The sequence below is a fragment of the Corallococcus macrosporus genome (assembly GCF_017302985.1).
Lineage (GTDB): Bacteria > Myxococcota > Myxococcia > Myxococcales > Myxococcaceae > Corallococcus > Corallococcus macrosporus_A.
Genome location: NZ_JAFIMU010000009.1, coordinates 66,186 through 86,360 on the forward strand (window position 1 = coordinate 66,186; position 20,175 = coordinate 86,360).

General features: G+C 70.3%; 18 protein-coding genes. 4 read left to right on the plus strand and 14 right to left on the minus strand.

Annotation, left to right across the window (positions count from 1 at the left end; genetic code table 11):
• Positions 1–3 precede the first annotated feature (3 nt).
• A complete protein-coding gene (locus tag JYK02_RS28285; RefSeq protein ID WP_207055703.1) occupies positions 4–2,382 on the minus strand; it encodes a DNA gyrase/topoisomerase IV subunit A in 2,379 nt (792 codons plus the stop codon).
• A gap of 291 nt (positions 2,383–2,673) precedes the next feature.
• The gene (locus JYK02_RS28290) at positions 2,674–3,390 is read right to left on the minus strand and encodes a hypothetical protein (protein ID WP_207055704.1); all 717 of its coding nucleotides are present in this window, start codon (positions 3,388–3,390) and stop codon (positions 2,674–2,676) included.
• A gap of 106 nt (positions 3,391–3,496) precedes the next feature.
• Here JYK02_RS28290 and JYK02_RS28295 point away from each other — a divergent pair, with 106 nt between their 5' ends.
• Entirely contained in the window at positions 3,497–4,156 is a 660-nt protein-coding gene (locus JYK02_RS28295) for an MBL fold metallo-hydrolase (RefSeq protein WP_207055705.1), read from the plus strand.
• Positions 4,157–4,173: 17 nt separating this feature from the next.
• Here the strand turns inward: JYK02_RS28295 and JYK02_RS28300 are convergent, their stop codons facing one another.
• Complete coding sequence (locus JYK02_RS28300) at positions 4,174–4,911, minus strand: M50 family metallopeptidase (RefSeq protein WP_207055706.1); 738 nt, start codon at positions 4,909–4,911, stop codon at positions 4,174–4,176.
• Positions 4,912–5,034: 123 nt separating this feature from the next.
• Between JYK02_RS28300 and JYK02_RS28305 the strand changes: the two genes are divergently transcribed.
• Both JYK02_RS28305 and JYK02_RS28310 read left to right on the plus strand, forming a co-directional pair.
• On the plus strand, positions 5,035–7,212 hold the full coding sequence (locus JYK02_RS28305) for a S46 family peptidase (protein ID WP_207055707.1): 2,178 nt from the start codon (positions 5,035–5,037) through the stop codon (positions 7,210–7,212).
• A 1-nt stretch (position 7,213) separates the two neighbouring features.
• Positions 7,214–7,867 (plus strand): hypothetical protein, encoded by a 654-nt coding sequence (locus JYK02_RS28310; protein ID WP_207055709.1) that lies wholly within the window; start codon positions 7,214–7,216, stop codon positions 7,865–7,867.
• 12 nt (positions 7,868–7,879) lie between these two features.
• Here the strand turns inward: JYK02_RS28310 and JYK02_RS28315 are convergent, their stop codons facing one another.
• Positions 7,880–8,395: an RNA polymerase sigma factor gene (locus tag JYK02_RS28315; protein ID WP_207055711.1), complete on the minus strand. Its 516-nt coding sequence runs from the start codon at positions 8,393–8,395 to the stop codon at positions 7,880–7,882.
• Between the two features lie 177 nt (positions 8,396–8,572).
• On the opposite strand from JYK02_RS28315, the gene JYK02_RS28320 reads away from it, so the two are divergent.
• Positions 8,573–10,519, plus strand: coding sequence for an APC family permease (locus JYK02_RS28320; RefSeq protein ID WP_207055712.1), 1,947 nt, complete (start codon positions 8,573–8,575; stop codon positions 10,517–10,519).
• 18 nt (positions 10,520–10,537) lie between these two features.
• Here the strand turns inward: JYK02_RS28320 and JYK02_RS28325 are convergent, their stop codons facing one another.
• The 10 genes from JYK02_RS28325 to gspG form a co-directional block, all read right to left on the minus strand.
• Positions 10,538–12,169, minus strand: a complete 1,632-nt coding sequence (locus JYK02_RS28325; RefSeq protein ID WP_207055713.1) for a sigma 54-interacting transcriptional regulator — start codon at positions 12,167–12,169, stop codon at positions 10,538–10,540.
• A gap of 110 nt (positions 12,170–12,279) precedes the next feature.
• Positions 12,280–13,260, minus strand: a complete 981-nt coding sequence (gene gspN, locus JYK02_RS28330; protein ID WP_207055714.1) for a type II secretion system protein GspN — start codon at positions 13,258–13,260, stop codon at positions 12,280–12,282.
• 3 nt (positions 13,261–13,263) lie between these two features.
• Entirely contained in the window at positions 13,264–13,821 is a 558-nt protein-coding gene (gene gspM, locus JYK02_RS28335) for a type II secretion system protein GspM (protein ID WP_207055715.1), read from the minus strand.
• 1 nt (position 13,822) lies between these two features.
• Positions 13,823–15,430 carry a pilus assembly protein PilM gene (pilM, locus tag JYK02_RS28340; RefSeq protein ID WP_207055716.1) on the minus strand — a complete coding sequence of 536 codons (1,608 nt, stop codon included), beginning with the start codon at positions 15,428–15,430 and terminating at the stop codon, positions 13,823–13,825.
• A 1-nt stretch (position 15,431) separates the two neighbouring features.
• A complete protein-coding gene (locus JYK02_RS28345; protein WP_207055717.1) occupies positions 15,432–16,868 on the minus strand; it encodes a type II secretion system protein GspK in 1,437 nt (478 codons plus the stop codon).
• On the minus strand, positions 16,868–17,542 hold the full coding sequence (locus JYK02_RS28350; protein WP_207055718.1) for a type II secretion system protein GspJ: 675 nt from the start codon (positions 17,540–17,542) through the stop codon (positions 16,868–16,870). Before JYK02_RS28350 ends, JYK02_RS28345 begins: the two co-directional genes overlap by 1 nt.
• Entirely contained in the window at positions 17,539–18,471 is a 933-nt protein-coding gene (locus JYK02_RS28355) for a type IV pilus modification PilV family protein (protein ID WP_207055719.1), read from the minus strand. Before JYK02_RS28355 ends, JYK02_RS28350 begins: the two co-directional genes overlap by 4 nt.
• On the minus strand, positions 18,468–19,193 hold the full coding sequence (locus JYK02_RS28360; protein ID WP_207056306.1) for a pilus assembly FimT family protein: 726 nt from the start codon (positions 19,191–19,193) through the stop codon (positions 18,468–18,470). The genes JYK02_RS28355 and JYK02_RS28360 overlap by 4 nt, the downstream gene beginning before the upstream one ends.
• An 8-nt stretch (positions 19,194–19,201) precedes the next feature.
• Positions 19,202–19,669, minus strand: coding sequence for a type II secretion system protein GspG (locus tag JYK02_RS28365; protein ID WP_207055721.1), 468 nt, complete (start codon positions 19,667–19,669; stop codon positions 19,202–19,204).
• Positions 19,670–19,726: 57 nt separating this feature from the next.
• Complete coding sequence (gene gspG / locus JYK02_RS28370; RefSeq protein ID WP_207055723.1) at positions 19,727–20,146, minus strand: type II secretion system major pseudopilin GspG; 420 nt, start codon at positions 20,144–20,146, stop codon at positions 19,727–19,729.
• Positions 20,147–20,175: the final 29 nt, after the last annotated feature.

Sequence of the window (20,175 nt, forward strand, 5' to 3'; positions counted from 1 at the left end):
CCGCTACTCCTTCTTCTCCGGCAGCGGCACGAAGGTGACGGGACGCGCCACCTCCTTCACCGTGTCGCGCTTGGACATCTCATGGCCCTTGCCGCCACGTGCCGTCACCGAGAACTTCCCCGGTGACAGGTGCAGCTTGCGGCCCTTCTGCGTCTCGAACTCCAGCGTGGCGTCCTTCTGACTGGCCGGCGCCGCGAGGAAGTCCACCACCTTGTCGCCCTCGTCCACCTTGATGACCTGGACGCCCTTGCCCGGGCCGGCCAGCTCATTGATCTCCGCCACCTTGCAGACGAGGGCGTTGGTCTTCTCCGTGAGGACGGCGAGCAGGTCCTTGTCGCCCACCGGCTGGGTGCCGATGATCTCGTCGCCCTCGCCCGTCTTCGCGTAGCGGCGGCCGGCGCGGGTGGACACTTCCGTGTGCGGCGCCAGCAGGAAGCGCAGGCCCAGACCCTGGCGCGTCACCGCCACCAGCTTCTCCGGCTGGGGCAGGCGGGCGTCCTGGGACAGGGCGCCCACCACGCGCTCGCCGTCGTCGAACTTGAACAGCTTCTGCACCGGGTCGCCGTAGCCGGTGGAGGCCGGCACGTCGTTGAAGCGGGTGACGTAGGCGGTGCCGAAGTTGCTGAACAGCACCAGGTTCGCCTTCAGGCTGCCGGCGAGCACCGCCATCACCGCGTCGCCCTCGCGCAGACGCGTGGTGGACGGGTCCTTCACCTCGCGCACGCGCTTGATCCACCCGTCGCGGGTGATCACGACGTGGGCGTCCTCGTCCGCGATGAACGCCTCCGCGGAGAACTCCATCTCCTCGGCGCCCGCGCCGCCAATGCGCGTGCGGCGCTTGTCGGTGTACGCGGCCTTGAGGCCGGACAGCTCGTCGTGGATGACGGCCCAGCGCTTCTTCACGTCCTTGAGGATGCCCTCGATGCGCTTGATCTCCGCGCGCTTCTCCTTGAGCTCCTTCTGGACGATGAGGATCTCCAGGCGGGCCAGCTTGTAGAGGCGCATCTCCAGGATGGCGTCCACCTGGATTTCGTCCATCTTGAAGCGCGCCATCAGCTTCTGGGCCGCGTCCTGCTTGCCCTCGGACTGGCGGATGATCCGGATGATCTCATCCAGCGCGTCGTAGGCCTTCTCGAAGCCCTCGAGGATGTGGACGCGCCGCTTGAGCTCCGCCAGCTCGTGCTCGAACCGCTTCGTCACGATCTCCAGGCGGAAGTCGAGGAAGTAGCGGAGGATGGACTTGAGGTCCAACCGCTTGGGCGTGCCCACGTCCGGGTTGTCCGAGGGCACGAGGCACGTGAGGTTCACGCCGAAGTTCGTCTGCAGGGGCGTGTGCTTGTAGAGGTACGCCATCACCAGCTCGGGGTTGGCGTCCTTCTTGAGCTCCAGCACGATGCGCACGTCCTTGGTGGACTCGTCGCGCACGTCGGTGATGAGCGGCAGCTTGCGCTCGCGCACCAGCTCGCCAATCTTCGCGACGAGCGTGGACTTGTTCACCGTGTACGGGATGGACGTGACGACGATCATCTGACCGCCGCGCTTGAGCTCCTCCAGCTTGTACTCACCGCGGATGCGGACGGAGCCCTGACCCGTCTCGTAGATCTCCCGCAGCTCCTTCTTGTCGTTGAGGATCTGCCCGCCGGTGGGGAAGTCCGGCCCCTTGATCCACTTGAGCAGGTCCTTGGTCTGCAGCTCCGGATCCGCGATGAGCGCCAGCAGCGCGTCCACCAGCTCGCCCAGGTGGTGGGGCGGGATGTTGGTGGCCATGCCCACCGCGATGCCGGTGGTGCCGTTCATCAGCAACTGCGGGACGCGCGCCGGGATGACGACGGGCTCCTCGCGGGTGCCGTCGTAGTTGGGGCGGAAGCGGACCGTCTTGCTCTCCAGCTCACCCAACAGCTCCGTGGCCAGCTTCTCCAGGCGGCACTCGGTGTAGCGGTAGGCGGCGGCGGAGTCGCCGTCCAGCGAGCCGAAGTTGCCGTGGCCGTCCACCAGCGGGTAGCGCAGGGAGAAGTCCTGCGCCATGCGCACGAGCGCGTCGTAGATGGCCGTGTCGCCGTGCGGGTGGTAGCGGCCCATGATGGCGCCCACGACCTGCGCGCACTTCTGGTACTTCGTGTCGAACGACAGGTTCAGGTCGTTCCACATGCCGTAGAGGATGCGGCGCTGCACCGGCTTGAGGCCGTCGCGCACGTCCGGCAGGGCGCGCGAGGTGATGACCGACAGGGCGTAGTTGAGGTAGCGGCGGCGCGCTTCCTCGGCCAGGCCCGCGGGCAGACCGTCCCCGCCGCCGGCGCCGGACGCGCCGCCGCCTCCCTTGCCTCCGCCCCCTGCCGGGCCTCCCTGCTTCTTGCGCGACTTCGTTTCGGCTTCTGCGAGCATGGTCATGGAATCCAGATGGGTGTTTCACACGGGCCGCCCCACCGTGCGTGACGCAGCGCGCGGGCCACGCCTTTGCGCGCTGCGACTACCAGTCGGGTCGGACACCCTCAACGTCAGATGGCCGGGACTACCATGGGCCTCTGACATTGAGAACGAATTCGGGAGGTTGCGTCGGCTCCAGCGCGACACTTCTGCACGTCCGTGCAGTCCTGTGCCTGCCTAGAACCCACCGCCAACCCCCCGGAATTCCGAGGGGAGCGCGCTCATCGCCTGACTGCCGGCCTGCTTGGACTAGCCGTTGTCGCCGGGGGTGTTGGCGCGGGGCTTCTTGCCCTCGGCGTCGGGGGCTCGGCCCCAGTTCCCGCTGCCGCGCTTGAAGATCTGCACGCCCTTGCCGGAGCTTCCGCTGGCCATCCCGTTGATGCTGGCGGTGAGGGCCTTGCCACCTGGCGGGTGGTAGATGACGCGCACCTTGCGGGCGGAGGGCAGGAGCGCGCTGGTGGCGTCCACCAGGAGGTACACGGTGGTGCCGTCCGTCTGGATGCGCTCCGGATCCTGCTTGTTGTTGAGGTCCGCGAGCAGCTCGCCCGCGTCCGCGCTGGTCGCGTCCGAGCCCAGCTGGCGGACCTTCACGCGCAGGGCCATCTCCGGGGGCGCGTCCTGGCGCTTGTACTCCCGCACGCCCTGGATGACGACCGCCAGGTCGGCGCCGTTCTCCGGGGCCTTGTTGGCGGCCAGGCGCAGGCCGGACTGGGTGCTGGAGTCGGTGTCCAGGAAGAGGGTGATGTTGGCGCAGCGCTGCTTGCACTCCTCGCCGAAGGGGTCCTTGTTGAACTTCAGGCGCATGGCGAAGTCGCTGCCCTGGGGCCCGATGGTCGCGTCCACGATGACGGGCCGCTCGTCGTCCGGCGACGGCTTGTAGCGGAAGGTGGAGGCCGTCCGGCCGGCGGCGGAGGCGGTCGCGCCAGCCAGGAGCGAGCAGGCGAGCAGGGTGGGCAGGCGCTTCACGGAAGAGGACCTCCTGACGGCATGGGACAACGCAGGCTGGCATTCAACGGGAACAGGCCCCGGGGCGGCAAGCCTGGGACGTAGAGTGTCCGCCTGGAGGACAACCATGCCCACGCCGTACGTACGCCAGCTCAAGCTCGGACCGATGGACAACTTCGTCTACCTCGTGGGGCCCCAGGACGGCCCGGAGGTGCTGGTGGTGGATCCGGCGTGGGACGTGCCGGCCATCGAGGCGGCGGTGGCGAAGGACGGCAAGCGCCTGGTGGGCGCGTTCGTGTCGCACTGCCACGGCGACCACATCAACGGCCTGGAGGAGCTGCTGTCGCGCCACGACGTGCCGGTATACGCGCAGGCGGAGGAGGTCGCCTTCTCCAGCCAGCTGCGCGGCCTGGGCGGTGACGCGCTGCGGCCCCTGAAGGCCGGGGACCCCGTGCCGGTGGGCGCGCGCACGTTCCAGGCCCTGCACACGCCCGGGCACACGCCGGGGTCGCACTGCCTGCTGGCGGAGGACGCGCTCGTGTCCGGGGACACGGTCTTCATCAACGGGTGCGGCCGGTGCGACTTCCCGGGCGGCAACCCGGAGGACATGTACCGCTCGCTGTCGCAGGTGCTGGCGAAGGTGCCGGACTCCGCGCGGCTGTTCCCCGGCCACGACTACGCGGACGTGCCGGTGGCGCAGATGGAGGCCATCCGGCAGAAGAACCCGTACTTCGGCTTCCCGGACATGGCGTCCTTCGTGGCCTTCCGGATGCGGCCGCGCAAGTAGGGCGCGGCCTTGATGGCTCACACCCGCCGCGCGCGGGCCATGGGCGGCATCTTCACGCCACCCGCCGGCTTCGCGTGCAGGGCCCAGTAGGCGGACACGCCCAGCAGGGCCAGCGACAGCAGCGTCCACAGGGCCGCCCAGACGATGGACGGCACCCACGTCTCGCTGGCGAGGATGGCCGCGTCGCTCTGCGCGCGCACGGCGCTGTTCCACAGGTCGTCCCGCAGGTCGAAGATGACGTAGAGCGCCGTGAAGGCCGCGAGGAACAGGTTGAGCGCGTCCACCAGCCCCGTGGGCAGGAAGCGCGCCCCCAGCCCCATGGCCAGCGCCATGCCCAGGCAGAAGGCCAGGGTGAAGAGGTCCCCCGCGTAGAAGAAGCCCATCACCGCCAGCCACACGGACGCCGCGCCCATCACCGCGCGGCCCAGCCGGAAGCGGAACGTGGCCAGCATCAGCCCCGCGCCCGCCACCGCGCTGCCCAGGTAGCCCGCGGACGACACGAGGATGCGGTTGAAGACGCCGGGCGGCAGGCGGGAGAAGCAACTGCCCCCTTCGTTCACCTGGAGGTGGACCCGGTCCACGGAGCCCCCCACGAGCAGCGTGGCGAGCGCATGCCCCGTCTCATGCATCATCACCACCAACACCTTCACCGGCCACAGCACCGGCGAGTACCAGAAGTACCAGGACGCCCCCATCAGGACGAGGAGCAGCGCCAGCCTTCCGAAATCCAGTGTCGCCCCGCTCGCGGTCCGCATCGCTGGTCCCCTCCTGCCTGGACACCGGAACATCCAAGCGCGTTCCATCTTCCGCGAAAACGCCCGCTCCCGACACCGGAACGGTCGCGCCCGGGCGGCGGACGGAGTAGGGATGGGGGCACCATGAAGAAGACGCTCCTTCTCCTCTCGCTCGTGGCTGCCCCGGCCTTCGCCGGGGAAGGGAAGTGGACCCCGCAGCAGGTGCTGGAATTAAGCCCCGCCTGGCTCAAGGCCCAGGGGCTCCAGCTGCCGCCCAACAAGCTGTGGGACCCCAAGCGCGGCACGGGCCTGCTGGCGGGCACGGTGAACACCGGCGGCTGCTCCGGGTCGTTCATCTCCGCCTCCGGCCTCATCATCACCAACCACCACTGCGCCTTCTCCATCATCCAGGAGCACAGCTCCCCGCAGAAGGACCTCATCACCGACGGCTTCCTCGCGAAGAGCCAGTCGGAGGAACTCCCGGGCAAGGGCTCGCGCGTGCAGGTGCCGCGCGGCTTCAAGGACGTGACGGCGGAGGTGAACGCCGCCGTGCCGCAGGGCGCGGACGACCTCGCGCGCTACAAGGCCATCGACCGCAAGCAGAAGGAGCTGGTGGCCGAGTGTGAGAAGCGCCCCGCGACCCGCTGCCAGGTCGCGACGTTCGACGGCGGCGTGAACTACACGCTGGTGGACGCGGTGGAGCTGCAGGACGTGCGCCTGGTCTACGCGCCGCCGCGCGCCGTGGGCGAGTACGGCGGGGAAGAGGACAACTGGATGTGGCCCCGCCACACCGGCGACTTCGCCATCATCCGCGCGTACACCGCGCCGGACGGCGCCTCCGCCGCGTACAGCGACAAGAACGTGCCCTACAAGGCGGAGTTCTTCTTCCCGCTGTCCACCGAGGGCGTGAAGCCCGGCGACTTCGTGATGGTGCTGGGCTACCCGGGCACGACGTTCCGCACGCTGCTGGCGGACGAGATGGCGGAGCGCCAGGCGCGCTACTACCCGCGCATCCGCGACGTGCTGGGCGAGGCCATCCGCATCCTGGAGGCGGAAGGGGAGAAGGACCCGGCCGGGAAGATCGCCGTGGCCTCGCAGCTCAAGGGCCTGCACAACGTCTACAAGAACGCGGGCGGGCAGCTGGCGGGCCTCAAGCGCGGCCACATCGTGGAGAAGCAGCGCGACGCGGAAGCCGGCACCGTCGCGTGGGCGCAGAAGGACAGCGCGAAGTGGGGCGACGCCCTCAAGGCCCGCGAGGCGCTGCTCGCGGAGCAGAAGGAGGCCTCCAAGACTTTCGACCGCGAGTTCCTCCTGGCCATGGCCGGCCGCCTGGCGCGTGGGCCCGCCCTGGCCGCGACGGTGTCCCGGCTGGCCACGGAGCGCGCGAAGCCGGACCTGGAGCGCCGCCCGGAGTACATGGACCGCGAGGTGCCGCGCATCAAGGACCGCCTGGAGCGCGAGCAGAAGAACCTCTTCCTCGCCGCGGACAAGGCGCTCTTGCACGCGTTCGTGAAGCGCGCGCAGGCGCTCCCGCAGGACGCGCGCATCACCTCCGTGGACGCCGTCTTCGGCAAGACGTACTCGGAGAAGGACGTCACCGCGAAGATCGACTCGCTCTACGCGGGCACCAAGGTGCTGAACCAGGCCGAGCGCCTTAAGATGGCGGACGAGTCCGTGGGACAGCTCGTCGCGCGCCGCGACCCGCTGCTCGCGTTCGGCATGGAGCTGGCGAAGGAGCAGGCCGCGCTGGACGACACGCGCGACCGGCGCCAGGGCGCGTCCTCGCGGCTGCGGCCGGCGTGGCGCAAGGCGGTGATGGCGCAGGCGGGCAAGCCCATTGCCCCGGACGCCAACAGCACGCTGCGCGTGTCGTTCGCCAAGGTGCAGGGCTACACGCCGCGCGACGGCGCGCTGTACCTGCCGCAGACGACGCTGACGGGCATGCTCCAGAAGCACACGGGTGAGGAGCCCTTCAACGCGCCCCAGAAGGTGCGCGCCGCCGCGGAGGCGAAGAAGTTCGGGCCGTGGGTGGACCCGCGGCTGAAGGACGTGCCGGTGGACTTCCTGGCGGACGCGGACACCACGGGCGGCAACTCCGGCAGCCCCACGGTGAACGGCAAGGGGCAGCTCGTCGGCGTGAACTTCGACCGCGTGTGGGAGAACGTCGCGAACGACTTCGGCTACAATCCGGACGTGGCCCGGAACGTCAACGTGGACGTGCGCTACCTCCTCTGGAACCTGGATCAGGTCGAGGACGCGGACGCGCTCCTGCGCGAGCTCAACATCCGCAAGGGCAAGCCGGTGGCCAAGGAGGCGCGCTGACATGTCGGACGCGGGAGCGAGACCCCGGCCTCTTCCCACCTTCCGCCCCGATGAGCGGGTGTGCGGCAACTGCAAGCTCTGGAGTCCGCACTCCGAGGATCACCGTGGATGGGTGGGGCCGTGCCGCGTGTACACCTCGCGCGGCCTGTTCCCGCCCTCCGCGCCCATCTGTGACAAGTACGCGCCCCGGGGCTCGGCGGCCCCGGCGCCCGTCGTTTCGAGCACGCGAACCCGCACCGCGCGGAGCGTGGCGCCCGTGGTGGTGCGCCACCGCGCGGATCCGCAGCAAGTGGTGGACCTGGAAGGGCTGAACATGACGCGCGAAGAGCTGATGGACATCTTCCGGGAGGCGGCGGGCCTCAGTGAGCCGCCGCTCGCGGGCAAGTGGGAGGGCGGCACGGTGCGGCTGGTGCCGGGCAACCCGGAGCTCCAGGCGAAGGACCTGCCCATCGACAACCTGTTCCACAAGGTCACGATGGTGCGCGACCGCATCCGCGTGCTGGAGCAGAAGCTCAACGCCCACCCCAAGCTGACGGAGGCGGAGAAGGCGGAGATGCAGGGCTACATCACCCGCGTCTACGGCTCGCTCACCAGCTTCAACCTCCTCTTCAAGGAGAAGGGCGACCAGTTCGTCGGCAGCAAGGGCGACGAGTAGAAGTCCCGTGCCTCACGGCCGCTGGCCGCGCTCCTCCATCACGGTGAGGGCGCGCTGGCGGCCGCGGTGCAGGGCGCTCTTCACGGTGCCCTCGGGGATGCGCAGGAGCCGGGCGATTTCCGCGGAGCCCAGGCCGCGCACCTCGCGCAGGTAGAGCACCTGCCGCTGCTGGGGGTTCACCTCCTCCAGCGCTTCGTGGAAGTGGCGCTGCATCTGCGCGCCCATGGCGTGGGCCTCCGGCGACACGGTCTCCTGGGGCGCGTGCGTCAGCCGCTCCCGGCGGCGGCGTGCGCGCAGCCAGTTGATGCTGCTGTTGACCATCACCCGGTGCAGCCAGGTGGTCCACGTCGCCCGCCCGTCCATGCCCGGGGGCTGTCGCGACAGGCGCAGGAAGACGTCCTGCACCACGTCCTCCGCGTCGTCGGTGTCCCCCACGATGCGCCGGGCAATGGCCAGCGCTCGGGGACGGTGCTGGGCGTACAAGTCATCCAGGGTGGGAAAGGCGAGGACGGCGGCGTGCGGGCCCATGGCGGACGGTCTCCTGTGTCTTCCCCTGGAACGAACGGGCGCGGGAAAGGGTCTATGGCCCTGGAGGGCATGCGACCGCGGGGCCGTGTTTCCGCGTGGACAGCCGGTGCGCACCTTCCGGGCCAGGGGGACGGCGCGATGGCCCAACTGGCCGACTACGGACGCAGGAGGCCGTTCATGCCCCGGCGCCGGGCGGGCAACGGCGTCGTGGACCTGCTCCTGGGACGTCCGCTCACCAACGCCCAGGCGATGCAGGAGAAGACGGGCGTCCTCACCGGCGTGGCGCTGCTGGGGCTGGACGCGCTGTCCTCCGCCGCGTACGGCCCGGAGGCCGCGCTCACCGTGCTGCGCCCGCTGGGGGCGGCCGGGCTGTGGCTGCTCTTCCCCATCACGGTCGCCATCGTGGGGCTCTTGATGATCGTCGCGGGCTCGTACGCGCAGACCATCGCCGCGTACCCCAGCGGTGGCGGCGCGTACACGGTGGCGAAGCAGAACCTGGGGCGCGGCGCGGGGCTGCTCGCGGCGACGGCGCTGATGCTGGACTACCTGCTCAACGTGGCCGTGGGCATCTCCGCCGGCACCGGCGCGCTGGTGTCCGCCATTCCCGCGCTGCGGCCCCACACGCTGCCCATCACCCTGGGCCTGCTGGCGCTGCTCACCCTGGTGAACCTGCGCGGCATCAGCGAGGCGGGCGCCGTGTTCGTCGTGCCCACCTGGTTCTTCATCACGTCGCTGGGCGTGGTCCTGGGTGTGGGCCTCTTCAAGCTGGCCACCGGGGACGCGACGCCCGTGCAGGCGCCGCCGCCCATGGCGGTCCCCACCGCGTCCCTGGGCGCGTGGTTGATCATCCGCGCCTTCGCCAGCGGGTGCACGGCGATGACGGGCGTGGAGGCCATCAGCAACGCCGTGCCCATCTTCCGCGACCCCACCATCCGCCGCGCGCGAGCCACGCTGGGCATCATCGTCGGCATCCTGGTGACGATGCTGCTGGGCATCGCGCTCCTGTGCCGGGCGTACGGCGTGGGCGCGACGGACCCCGACGGCGCGAACTACCAGACGGTGCTGTCGCAGCTCATCGCGGCGGTGATGGGGCGCGGCGCCTTCTACTACGTGGCCATGGCCGCCATCCTCTGCGTGCTCGCGCTGTCCGCGAACACCAGCTACGCGGGCTTCCCCCTGGTGTGCCAGGTGCTCGCACGTGAGCGCTACCTGCCCCCGGGCTTCGCCCACCGGGGCCGCCGCCTGGCCCTGTCGCGCGGCATCCTCACGCTGTCCGCGCTGGCGGCCGTGCTGCTCATCGTGTGCAAGGGCATCACCGACCGGCTGATTCCCCTGTTCGCCATTGGCGCGCTGATGGCCTTCACGCTGTCGCAGGCGGGCATGGTGGTGCACTGGAACCGGCACCGGGGGGAGGAGGGCTGGCGGTGGCGCCGCGTCCTCAACGGCGCGGGCGCGGTGATGACGGCGCTCACGCTGTGCATCGTGGGCGTGTCCAAGTTCATGCACGGCGGCTGGGCCGCGTTCGTCATCGTGCCCGTGGGCCTGCTGCTGCTGTCGCGCGTCCACGCCGCGTACACGCGCACGCGGCAGGCGACGGAGCTGAAGCGGCCGGTGCGCGTCACACCTGGAGCGCCGCTCGTCTCCGTGGTGCCGGTGGACCGCTGGTCCCACGCGTCGGAGACGGCGCTGCGCTTCGCGCTGGAGTTGAGCGACGACGTGCGCGCGGTGCACATCTGCAGCGGCGACGACGACGAGGCGGCGCTGGACGCGCAGTGGCAGCACTTCGTCCAGGGCCCGCTCCTGGAAGCCGGACGCAGGCCGCCGCCGCTCGTGCACGTGGGCTCGCCGTACCGCGCGCTGGTGTGGCCACTCCTGGACTACCTGGACGCGCTGCTCGCGGAGGTGCCGGGCCGCACCGTGGCCATCGTGATGCCGGAGCTGCTGGAGAAGCGCTGGTACCGGGCCATGCTCTACGGCCGCCGCTCGGAGCTGCTGCGCAGCGCGCTGCTCCTGTCGGGCGAGCGGCGCCTGGTGGTGGTCAGCGTGCCCTGGTACCTGCGCACGGACGCGCACCCGTTGCCGCACTCGGCCTGGGGCGACCCCGCCCACCCGGGGAACGGGTAGGGCGGGGCGGCGCGGGAGCTACTCCTGCTCGTCCTGCTTCGTCAGGCCCCAGTCCTTCAGGCGCTTGAAGAGGGTGGAGCGCGCGAGCCCCAGCTCGCGGGCCACGCGCTCGCGGTTGTTGTTGAAGCGGCGCAGTGCGGTCTCGATGATCTGCCGCTCCAGCTTCTCCAGCATCTGCTCCAGCGTCATGCCCGGCGGAAGCTCCGGCACGGTGATGCCCGTCTCGCGGTTGACCTCCTGGTCGAAGGACAGGTCGCTGCCGTCGATGGACGGGCCCTTGCGCAGGAGCAGCGCGCGGTGCACCACGTTGCGCAGCTCGCGGATGTTGCCCGGCCAGGCGTGCTGCTGGAGCCGCTCCAGCGCGGCCGGGGTGAAGCGCACCGTCTGCCCGCGCGGGGCGAACGCGCGCACGAAGTGCTCCGCCAGCGCCACCACGTCCCCGCGGCGGTTGCGCAGGGGCGGCAGGTGCAGCGGCACGACGCACAGGCGGTAGTAGAGGTCCTCGCGGAAGCGGCCCTCGCGCGCCGCCGCCAGCAGGTCGCGGTTGGTGGCGGCCACCACGCGCACGTCCACGTGCAGGGGGCGGCTTGCGCCCACGCGCTTGATTTCACCGCTCTCCAGCGCGCGCAGCAGCTTCGCCTGGAGGTCCAGCGGCAGCTCGCCAATCTCGTCCAGGAACAGCGTGCCGCCGTCCGCCTCCTCGAAGGCGCCCTTGCGCGCGCCCACGGAGCCGGTGAACGCGCCCTTCTCGTGGCCGAACAGCTCGCTTTCAATCAGCTCCTTGGAGATGGCGGCGCAGTTGACCGGGATGAGCGGCCGGTTCGCGCGCGGCGAGCACGCGTGCAGCGCGTTCGCCACCAGCTCCTTGCCCGTGCCGGACTCGCCCAGGATGGTGACGGCCGCCGTGGACGGGGCCACGCGTTGAATCAGGTCCGTCAACTGCCGCACCGACGGGTCGCTGCCGAGGATGCCGTGGAAGGCCTGCGCCTCCTTCTTCGCGGCGGGCACGGCCTCCAGGATGAGCTCCGCCTCGCCCACGCGCAGCGACGTGGGCAGCGTCACCTCGGCCTCGAAGAGTCGCACCGGGCCCAGCCACGTGCCGTTGGTGGAGCGCAGGTCCACGACGTGGAAGACGCCGTCCTTGCGAGTCACCTTGAGGTGCCGCCCGGAGATGAACCGGTCCTGGAGCACCAGGTCGTTGCCCGCGTCCTTGCCCACCGTGAAGCTGTCGCCGGTGAGCCGGTGCACGGCCTCCGTGCCGCCCTGCTTCACGCGCAGCTGCGCGGGCTGCCAGCGCTGCGCGTCCCGGCCCTGCACGGAGGTGCTGTTGCCGGCCTCCGTGGCCGCGTCCGCGTCGCCGCTGGCGCCGTGCTGGCGGAACACCGCGCGCCACTGGCCCAGCTCGATGTCCGCGCCGTCGGGCAGGTCGCCGCGCTCCACCAGGGCGCCCGCGACCTTCGTGCCCTTGCCGGACAGGTCCTCCACCCGGCACTTCTGGCCGTCCCACAGGAGGGCCACCTGCTGGCGGCTCACCTCCGGATCCGGAATGGCCACGTCGCTGGAGTCGCCCCGGCCGAGCACCACCCGCGCCCGGTCCACCGCCACCCGCAGCACTTCCTCGCCTCGACGGAAGAACACCAGCTCCGGCATCACCACTCTCCCAAGCCCCGGACACCCGGGGCCGCGCGCAGCGCTTTACACGGCGCGTGCGCGGGCATCAACCCGAGGGTGGGGGAGGGACGGAACCGACCCCCGGGGTTCTACCGCTTGGGACCGAAGCGGGGGCTGCTCACCATGCCGCTCAGCCGGCCGCCGCGCCAACCCGGGTTGTCCCGGTCCTGCGGCAGCATGTTCACCGCGAGCGCCAGGGGGCCCAGCCGCTGCTGGAAGGCCTGCTCGAACTTCAGCCGCACGTCGAGCGCCAGCTCGCTGTACTCCAGCCGCCGGCCCAGCTTCACCGTGCCGGTGCCCGCGCCCTCCAGGTCCTCGCTCTTGAGGTTCAAATCCCTCACCGTGCCCAGGCCCTTGTCGAACTGGAGGTCGCCCTTCAGCTCGCCCAGCACTACGCGCGGCAGCTCCATGGGCATCGCGGGGCCGCCGCCCATGGGGATGGCCGCCTTGCCGCCCTTGATGGTGAGCCCCTGGGTGTCCAGCGCCACCGTGCCAGAGGCCTGGGACCAGTCCACCGGCTGGCCGCGAATCAGGGTCCCCGGGGCCTGGAGGGCCAGCTTCGCGTTGAGGGTGCCCTCCATGTCCACGCCCGTGTACTTGGGCAGGTTGCCGCCGCTGGCCTGCACGCCGTCCACGTCCACGTTCAGCGACGTGCCGCTCAGGCCGCCCACGTGCACGTCCACCGTGCCGCCCATGCCCTTGAGCTTCATCACCACGCCGGGCGGGAAGACGGACGGGCGCATCGCCACGCTGTCGAACACGAGCGCTTCACCCAGCTCGTCCGGGCCCAGGCCGCCGGACTCGCCGCGGGCCAGCGCCGCCACGGCCTCCGCGCCCAGCGGCGTGGGCGGCTTGCTCACGCGCACGTGGGTGGCGGTGACGCCGGAGAGGCCGGGACGCAGGCCCTCGATGCGGACCGCGAGCCCGTGGGCCGCGGCCTCCGTGACGAGCCGCGTGCGGACCGCGTCGTAGGGGAACGTGATGAGCAGGCAGAGGACGAACGCCACCACCGCGAAGGCGGTGTAGCCCAGGACGAGCTTCCAGCGGGCGGTCTTGGTTTCAGTGGCCATGGGCTATTGCTTCATCCGGTAGGTGGCGACGGTCGTCCACGCCGTCAGGGTGTCCGTGGCGGGCCGGGGCTCCACGCGCAGGTACTTCACCTTCACGATGCCCGGGCCCGTCTCCACCGTGCGCAGGAAGTCCGTCAGCTTGCGCAGGTCCACGTCCGTGAAGGTCAGCTCCACGGAGCTCTCGATGATCTTCCCGTCCCCCACGCCCACGTCGCCCTTGGGCGTCATGTTGGGGACGGTGAGGCCCGCGGCGGTGGCCTTGTCTTCAATGTAGGTGATGAGCCGCACGTTGCTCTGCGTGAGCTGCTGCTCCACGTTCTGGCGCTCCGCCTGGGCCTCGCCGTAGCTGGTGGCCAGGGCCTGCACCTCCTGCAGCTTCGCCAGCTTGTCCTGCGTGCGCCGGCGGTAGCCGTTCGCGCTGTTGGCGAAGCTGAAGAGGGTGACGAAGAGCACGAACACCAGCACCGCGGAGCCGGCCAGCGCCACGAGCTTGCGCTCGCGGTCGGAGAGCCGCTCGAACCACGTCTGGAGGGGCGCGAAGAGTTCTTTGAGCTTTCCCATGTCAGGTCTCTCCCCCCTGCTTCTCGCCGGGGCACTGCACCTGCACGTCCAGGCGGAAGGTCACCTTCTGCCCGTCGCGAGTCTTCTCCACCTTGCCCTCCTTCACGTCCTTGAAGCAGCGGTGGCCCTTCAAGGCGGCGGAGAGCGTGTCGATCTGCTTGGAGCTGTCCGTCTCCCCCTGGAGCATGATGCGGTCCAGGTCCACCTGGATGCGGTCGAACTTCACCGGCACCTCCGGCGGGACGCGCTGGGTGACCTCCGCCAGCAGGTTCACGGCGGACATCGCGGGCAGCGCCGCGGCGGGGCTCTCCACGCCCTTGAGCATGTTGAGGGCGCGGTCGTAGTTCGTCTCGCAGGTGCCCAGGATGCGCTGGGTCGTCTTGCAGAGCACCGCGTCCACCTCCGCCTCGCGGCGCGACAGCACCGTGTTGCGCACCACCCCGAAGGCGATGAGCAACAGCAGCAGCGTCACCGCGAAGGAGGCCAGGAGGCCGATGCGGTCCTTCACGTAGTCGTAGCCGCCCTTGAAGGCGAACTCGCCCCGGCGCAGGTTGAAGCGCGGCGCCTTGGCCCCGGCCGCGTTGCCGCGCATGGCCAGCGCGTACGCCTGCGCCGCGGACGGCGTCTCCCTGGCGCCAATCATCGCGGCCGCGTCCGCCGGCAGCGCCATCACGCGCACCGGCAGGTTCAGGTCGCGCGACAGCTGCTCGGCCAGGCCCGGCATGCGCGCGGTGCCGCCGCACAGCACCACCGCGGAGACCTGCCGGCGGGTGCGCGCGGCGAAGGCCTTGAAGGACGGGCGCAGCTCACGCAGCACCGGCTGCAGGCCGCGCACGAAGGCGTTCGCGGCGCGCTCGGCGTCCGGCCCCTGCGCGGCGCCCGCCATGGCGCCGTGCGCTTCCTTCCACGCGTGGGCCTCCGGCAGCGTCGTCTGGAACTCCGTGGCCAGCGCGCGCGTCAGGTCGCGCCCGCCGCCCGCGAAGGTGCGCGCGAACTCCACGCCCTTGCCCGGCTGGCCAATGGCCACCGACGTGCGCTCGTGGCCGATGTCCACCACCGCCACCGGGCCGCCCTCGGACGCGCCCTCGAAGAGGCCGGGCATCTGCGTGAAGAGGTTCTGGTACGCGAGCGCCGGGTGGGTGATGACGCGAGGGTCCACCTGGAGGCCGCCCAGGAGCGCGAGCAGCGACTGGAGCTCCTCCTTCTTCACCACGCCCACCAGCAGGTCCGCGGCCTTCTCCTTGCCGCCGGTGTCCTTCTGGCCGACTACCTGGTAGTCGTAGACGACCTCCGAGATGTCGAACGGCAACTGGCTGCCCACTTCAAAGGGCAGCGTCGCCTCCACGCGCTTGGGGTCGGAGAAGGGCAGGCTCACCGCGTGCGTGGTGAGGGACGGGCCGGGCAGGGCGATGACGACCTGATCCACGTGCCCCTGCGGCATCTTCCCGAGCAGCTCCTCCACCGCGGCGCGCAGCGTCTCCGCGCGCTCGCCTTCCTGCGCGCGGCGCACTTCCGCGTAGGCCTGCGTGGTGCTGCTTTTCGCTCCGGAGTTGAGCACCACCCCCTTCACGGAGTGGCTGCCCAGGTCCAGGCCAAGAATGCGGGCCATGCTATTCCTCTCTGTAATACACGAGCTTGCCCAGCCCGTCGTCCAGGCGGATGACGGCGGTGAGCGTCTTCTGGACGCTGCCCGCCTCTCCCACGGACTTGATGGTGAAAGTCTTGCTCTTGTCGCCCAGGTAGCGGTTCTGCTGGACGTTGCCCTTGATGAGCGGGTTGACGGCGATGCCGGCCTGCTCCACGACGCCCACGAAGTCCGCCACCGACATGCCGAAGAAGTTGAACATGCGCGCGGCGCGGATGCGGCTGATGAGCTCGTTGAGGAACACCGGGTCCGTCAGGCGCGGATCCGGCCGGTTGGGGTCCGCGGCGGACATGATGGCCAGCCCCAGCATGATGGGGTCGTCGGTGTTGACGTTCGGCTTGGAGTTGATGTCCGGGTACACCGTGAGCCGGTCGCGGAAGGCCGCCATGAAGCGGTCGTTGACGCCATGCACGCGGTACAGCTCGTCCAGGCTGTCGAAGCGCGCGTTCTTGACGTCATAGCGCGGTTCGTAGCGGCTGTACGGGGAACCCTCGTCCGCGAAGCCCGTGACGAAGGGGTTCGTCGGGTCGCGCTCGTTGAGGTTGGACTGGGTGGCGTCCTCGTCGGACCAGTCCTTCAGCGCGATGATGGTGTCCTTGGGCGTGGAGCGCACCTTGTTGGCGTCGTCCTGCTGCCAGAGGAACTCGAAGCGCTTGTCCGCGAACATGTCCAGCATGCGCGCGGCGGTGGCCTGCGCCTCCGCGCCGCCGGTGTTCAGGCGCATGACGTTGAGCTTCTCCTCCTCGTCGCTGATGGTCGCGAGGAAGCAGCCCTCGAAGCCGCCAAAGGACCGCCGCTGCATCTGCGCCGCCATCTGCGTGGCCGCGCCCGCGCCTTCCTCCCCGTCCTCGCCGTCCATCTGGAACTTGGGGTCCACCTGCACGGGGTCCGTCTCCACGGGGCGGCCGTCTTCACCTTCCGCGCCGTCGCTCTTCACCAGCCCCTTGAGCATGTGGCAGTCCACGCGGGCCAGCTTCCAGAGCTGGAGGTTGAGCGACTGCGGCTGGAAGGCGTTCGCGCCCCCCGCGCCCGCGCCCGCGCCGCCCAGGGCCCCGCCCATGAGGCCGCTCAGCAGGCTGGCCGGGTTGGGGATGGGCGTCGCGTCCACCTGCTTCTGGAAGCGCAAGAGCAGCCGCCCCAGCGACAGGCCGGAGCGGGCCATGTAGTAGGCGCGCACTTCGTCCCGCTGGTTGGCGGCGAGCTGCAGGTCCACGCGGCTGTTGTAGGCGAACTCCGTGGCCACCACCGTGAGCAGCGTGATGGAGACGAGCGCGATGATGAGCGCCACGCCGCGCGAGCGCTTGTCCTTGCGCGCGGCCTGCGAGGGCGGCGCCGCGGCGGGAACCGGGCCCCGCGCCTTGCCGCGCCGGCGGAACGCCTGCTGGAAGTAGGGGAGGGCCATCAGTTGAACCTCGGCAGTTCCGTGTTGAGCACGATGCGCGTCTGCGTGGTGTAGCGCGCTTCCTTGCCCGCCTCATCCAGGGCGATGACGGTGATGCGCACGCGCGTGGGGAGGATGGACTTCTTCTCCGTGCGCCGCGTGTCCCACTCGTCGTCCCACTCCTTCTTCTCCGAATCCCAGTAGGCGAACTCCACGCCCTTGACGCCCTCGAAGAGGACGTCGGTGGTGCCGCCCCGGTCCATGCGGTCCCCCACGTTGGGGTTCACCCGGCGCTTCAGGTCCTGCCGCTGCCGGGCGCCGCGCTCGCTGGAGTTCTCCACGAAGTACTCCACCACCGCCTGGTCGGACTCCTTCACGTCCGTGTACAGGCGCTGGTGCGCGAACGTCGTGAACGTCAGCTTGTCGCGCTCGCCAATGAAGTTGGTGGGCCGGTCGTTCTGGTCGCGGAAGCGGCGCAGGTCGAAGCGGTCGCTCACGAAGGCGGAGCCAATCTCCCGCGCCATGCGGTTGAGCGACACGCGCACCATGCGGTAGCGCTCCGCCTCGCCCTCCACGACCTCCTTCGCGTTGATGCCCGTCTGGAAGGCCAGGGCGACGACGGTGCCCATGAGGGCGGTGATGCCCACCGCCACCATGACCTCCATGAGGGTGAAGCCACGCATGCGCCGCTTCATCGGATGATCCCCCCCTGGCCACGCGGCATGCCCGGCAGGCCGCCGTTGAAGATGCCGCCCGGCAGCCGCGGGTTGATGCCGGTGTTGCCGTTGCCGCCGCCCTGGCGGCCGTTGGGGTTGTTGAGCTGGTTGAGGACCTGCGCCCGGTTGACCAGCGGCTCCCGCGTGTTCGGGTCCAGCATCTGCCCGTTTTGGCCGGGGATGGGGTTGTCCACCACCTGGCCCGTGCGCGGGTTCACCCACTGGTTCTCCGCGCCCGCGGTGGTGCCCGCGTTGGGCGTGAAGCCGCCGTTGCGGTCGCCGCCCGGCCCCAGCGACACGACGTGCGTCACCACGTCCACGCTCTCCACCTGGGTGCCTTCCTTCCAGTACACCGTGAGGTGCACCTCGCGGACGGACTTGGTGAGCTGGTCCACCATCTGCGTGAACATGGGCTGCGCCATGCTCATGGCGGACGCGCCCAGGGGGCTGGCCGTGGTGGTGCCGCCGGGCGGCGTGCTGCCCTTGCCGTCACCGCCGCCGCCGCCGCCGAAGAGGCCGGCCAGGCCGCCCAGCGGGTCGCCGGAGTCGCCGCCGCCCATGGGCAGGTTGAAGATGGCGCCAATGAGCTGATCCGGCGTCACGCCGTCCGTCTTGGGCGCGATGATGCGGGCGCGCCACTTGAACTGGGGCCAGCCGTCGTCGGAGAAGTCGCCGGACTGCTCGTCGTCGTCCTGCTCGAAGCCGTCGTCGTAGAGCTTCTGCTCCAGGTCCGTCATCTTCGAGCGGGCCAGGAGCGACGCCACGGTGAGCCGCTTGGTGTAGACGTGGTTGGCCACCGCGCCGGAGTTGAGGTCGAAGATGGCCATCAGCGCGACGCTGAGGATGGCCATGGCCACCATCGTCTCCAGCAGGGTGAAGCCCGTGCGCCTGTGCGTCGGGAATCTCATGAGCGGGGCACCTCCAGGGCCTCGGGTGCGATGAACACCTTGCCCGTGAGGGGTGACACGTCCAGCGTCCACGCGTTGTCGCCCTGGCGCAGGAACACCATGGCGCGCTCCGTGTAGCCCTGCGGGAAGAAGTAGAGATAGGCCACGCCGCTCTCCACCGGCTCGCGCTGCTGCCGCGTCCACACCGACACCGCCACGCCCGCCGGCAGCTGCTTGGGCGAGATCTCCTCCGCGGTGTACGCGGAGAAGGTGGACTGGGACTCGATGCGGTTCTTCTCCTCTTCCATCAGCTCCTGCGCGGACGGCTGCGAGCCCTCGGAGCGCGTGTAGTTCTTGCGCGCGTCGCCGCCGTTGTTGCCGTCGCGCGCGGTGCGCTCGCGGTCGCGCGCCTCGTCCCGCAGCGCCGCGTCCCGGTCGCGCGAGGTGGTGACGCCGCCCGCGGCGCACTCGGCGTGGTACTTCGTGGCTTCCTCACGCTTCGGGTCGGGGATTTCGAACACCAGCCGGCACGTCTTGCCGCTGAGCGCCGCCGAGTCGTAGAGCGAGCGGATGACGCCCGCCAGCTCCGTGGCGCTGCCCTTCGCCTTCGCGCCGGTGATGGCGCCGATGCCCACGGTCACCGCGGCGAACATCACCGCCGCGATGGCCAGCGCGATGGAGATCTCAATCAGCGTCAGGCCGCGCGGAGCGCGACGGCGGCGGGCGGGAGCGGGCAGGGACATGGCCGTCTTCAAGGCTGCACCTCCTGTGCCACGATGCCGCCGCTGAAGAGGTCCGCGGCCTCGCCGGTGCCGCCGGGCTTGCCGTCGGAGCCGAGCGACAGCACGGCGCCCGTCTTGCCCTCCATGCGGTAGAGGTACGGGTGGCCCCACGGGTCGATGGGCGGCGCGTCCAGCACCTTCGACTCGATGAGCGGCGTGAAGCCCTGCGCCTGTGACGGGAAGAAGCCCATCAGCCGGTGGTGGGCCTTGAAGAGCCCCTCCAGGCGGCGGATCTGCTCGCGCGCCTGGCGCTGCGTGGGCGTGAGGGTGTTGTCCTCGGTGGCCCACACCAGCGCGAACGCGAGGAGGCTTGCGCCCAGGAAGACGCCCAGGAGCAGGAGGCGGCCCAGGCGCGGCGAGCGGGCGCGGGCCTGCCCTCCAGGAACGGATCGCGCCTCGCGCGCGGACGTCGGTGAGGAAGTGTGCTCGGGGGTCATCACGGGCATTCCTACGACAACACGCGGGAGGCGCGGCTTTGCTTCAGGAAACGCCCGTTACTGCCGGGCGTTCTGGTCCTTGGAGGAGATGTCGGCGTCGGAGCCCTCGCCGCCCGGGTTGCCGTCGGCGCCGTAGCTGGTGATGACCGGCTTGCCGCCCTCGTTCATGTAGACGTACTCGCGGCCCCAGGGGTCCAGCGGCATGCGCTCCAGGTTCTGGGTGTCCACCAGCGCCTTGAGGCCCGTGGCGGTGTCCGGGTAGGAGCCCTTCTTCGTGTAGTAGAGCTTCATCGCGCTCTGGATGTTGCGGATGTCCAGCTTCGCGGTGTCCTGCTTGGCCTCTTCCAGCTTCGGGATGACGGCCACGCCCACCGCCGCCGCGATGAGCCCGAGGATGGTGATGACCACCATGATCTCGATGAGGGTCATGCCGCGGTTCTTGCGGCGCTGCTGCTTCTTCGCGTTCGTCGTGTGCATGTCTTCACTCACCTTCGGGTGACTTTCTG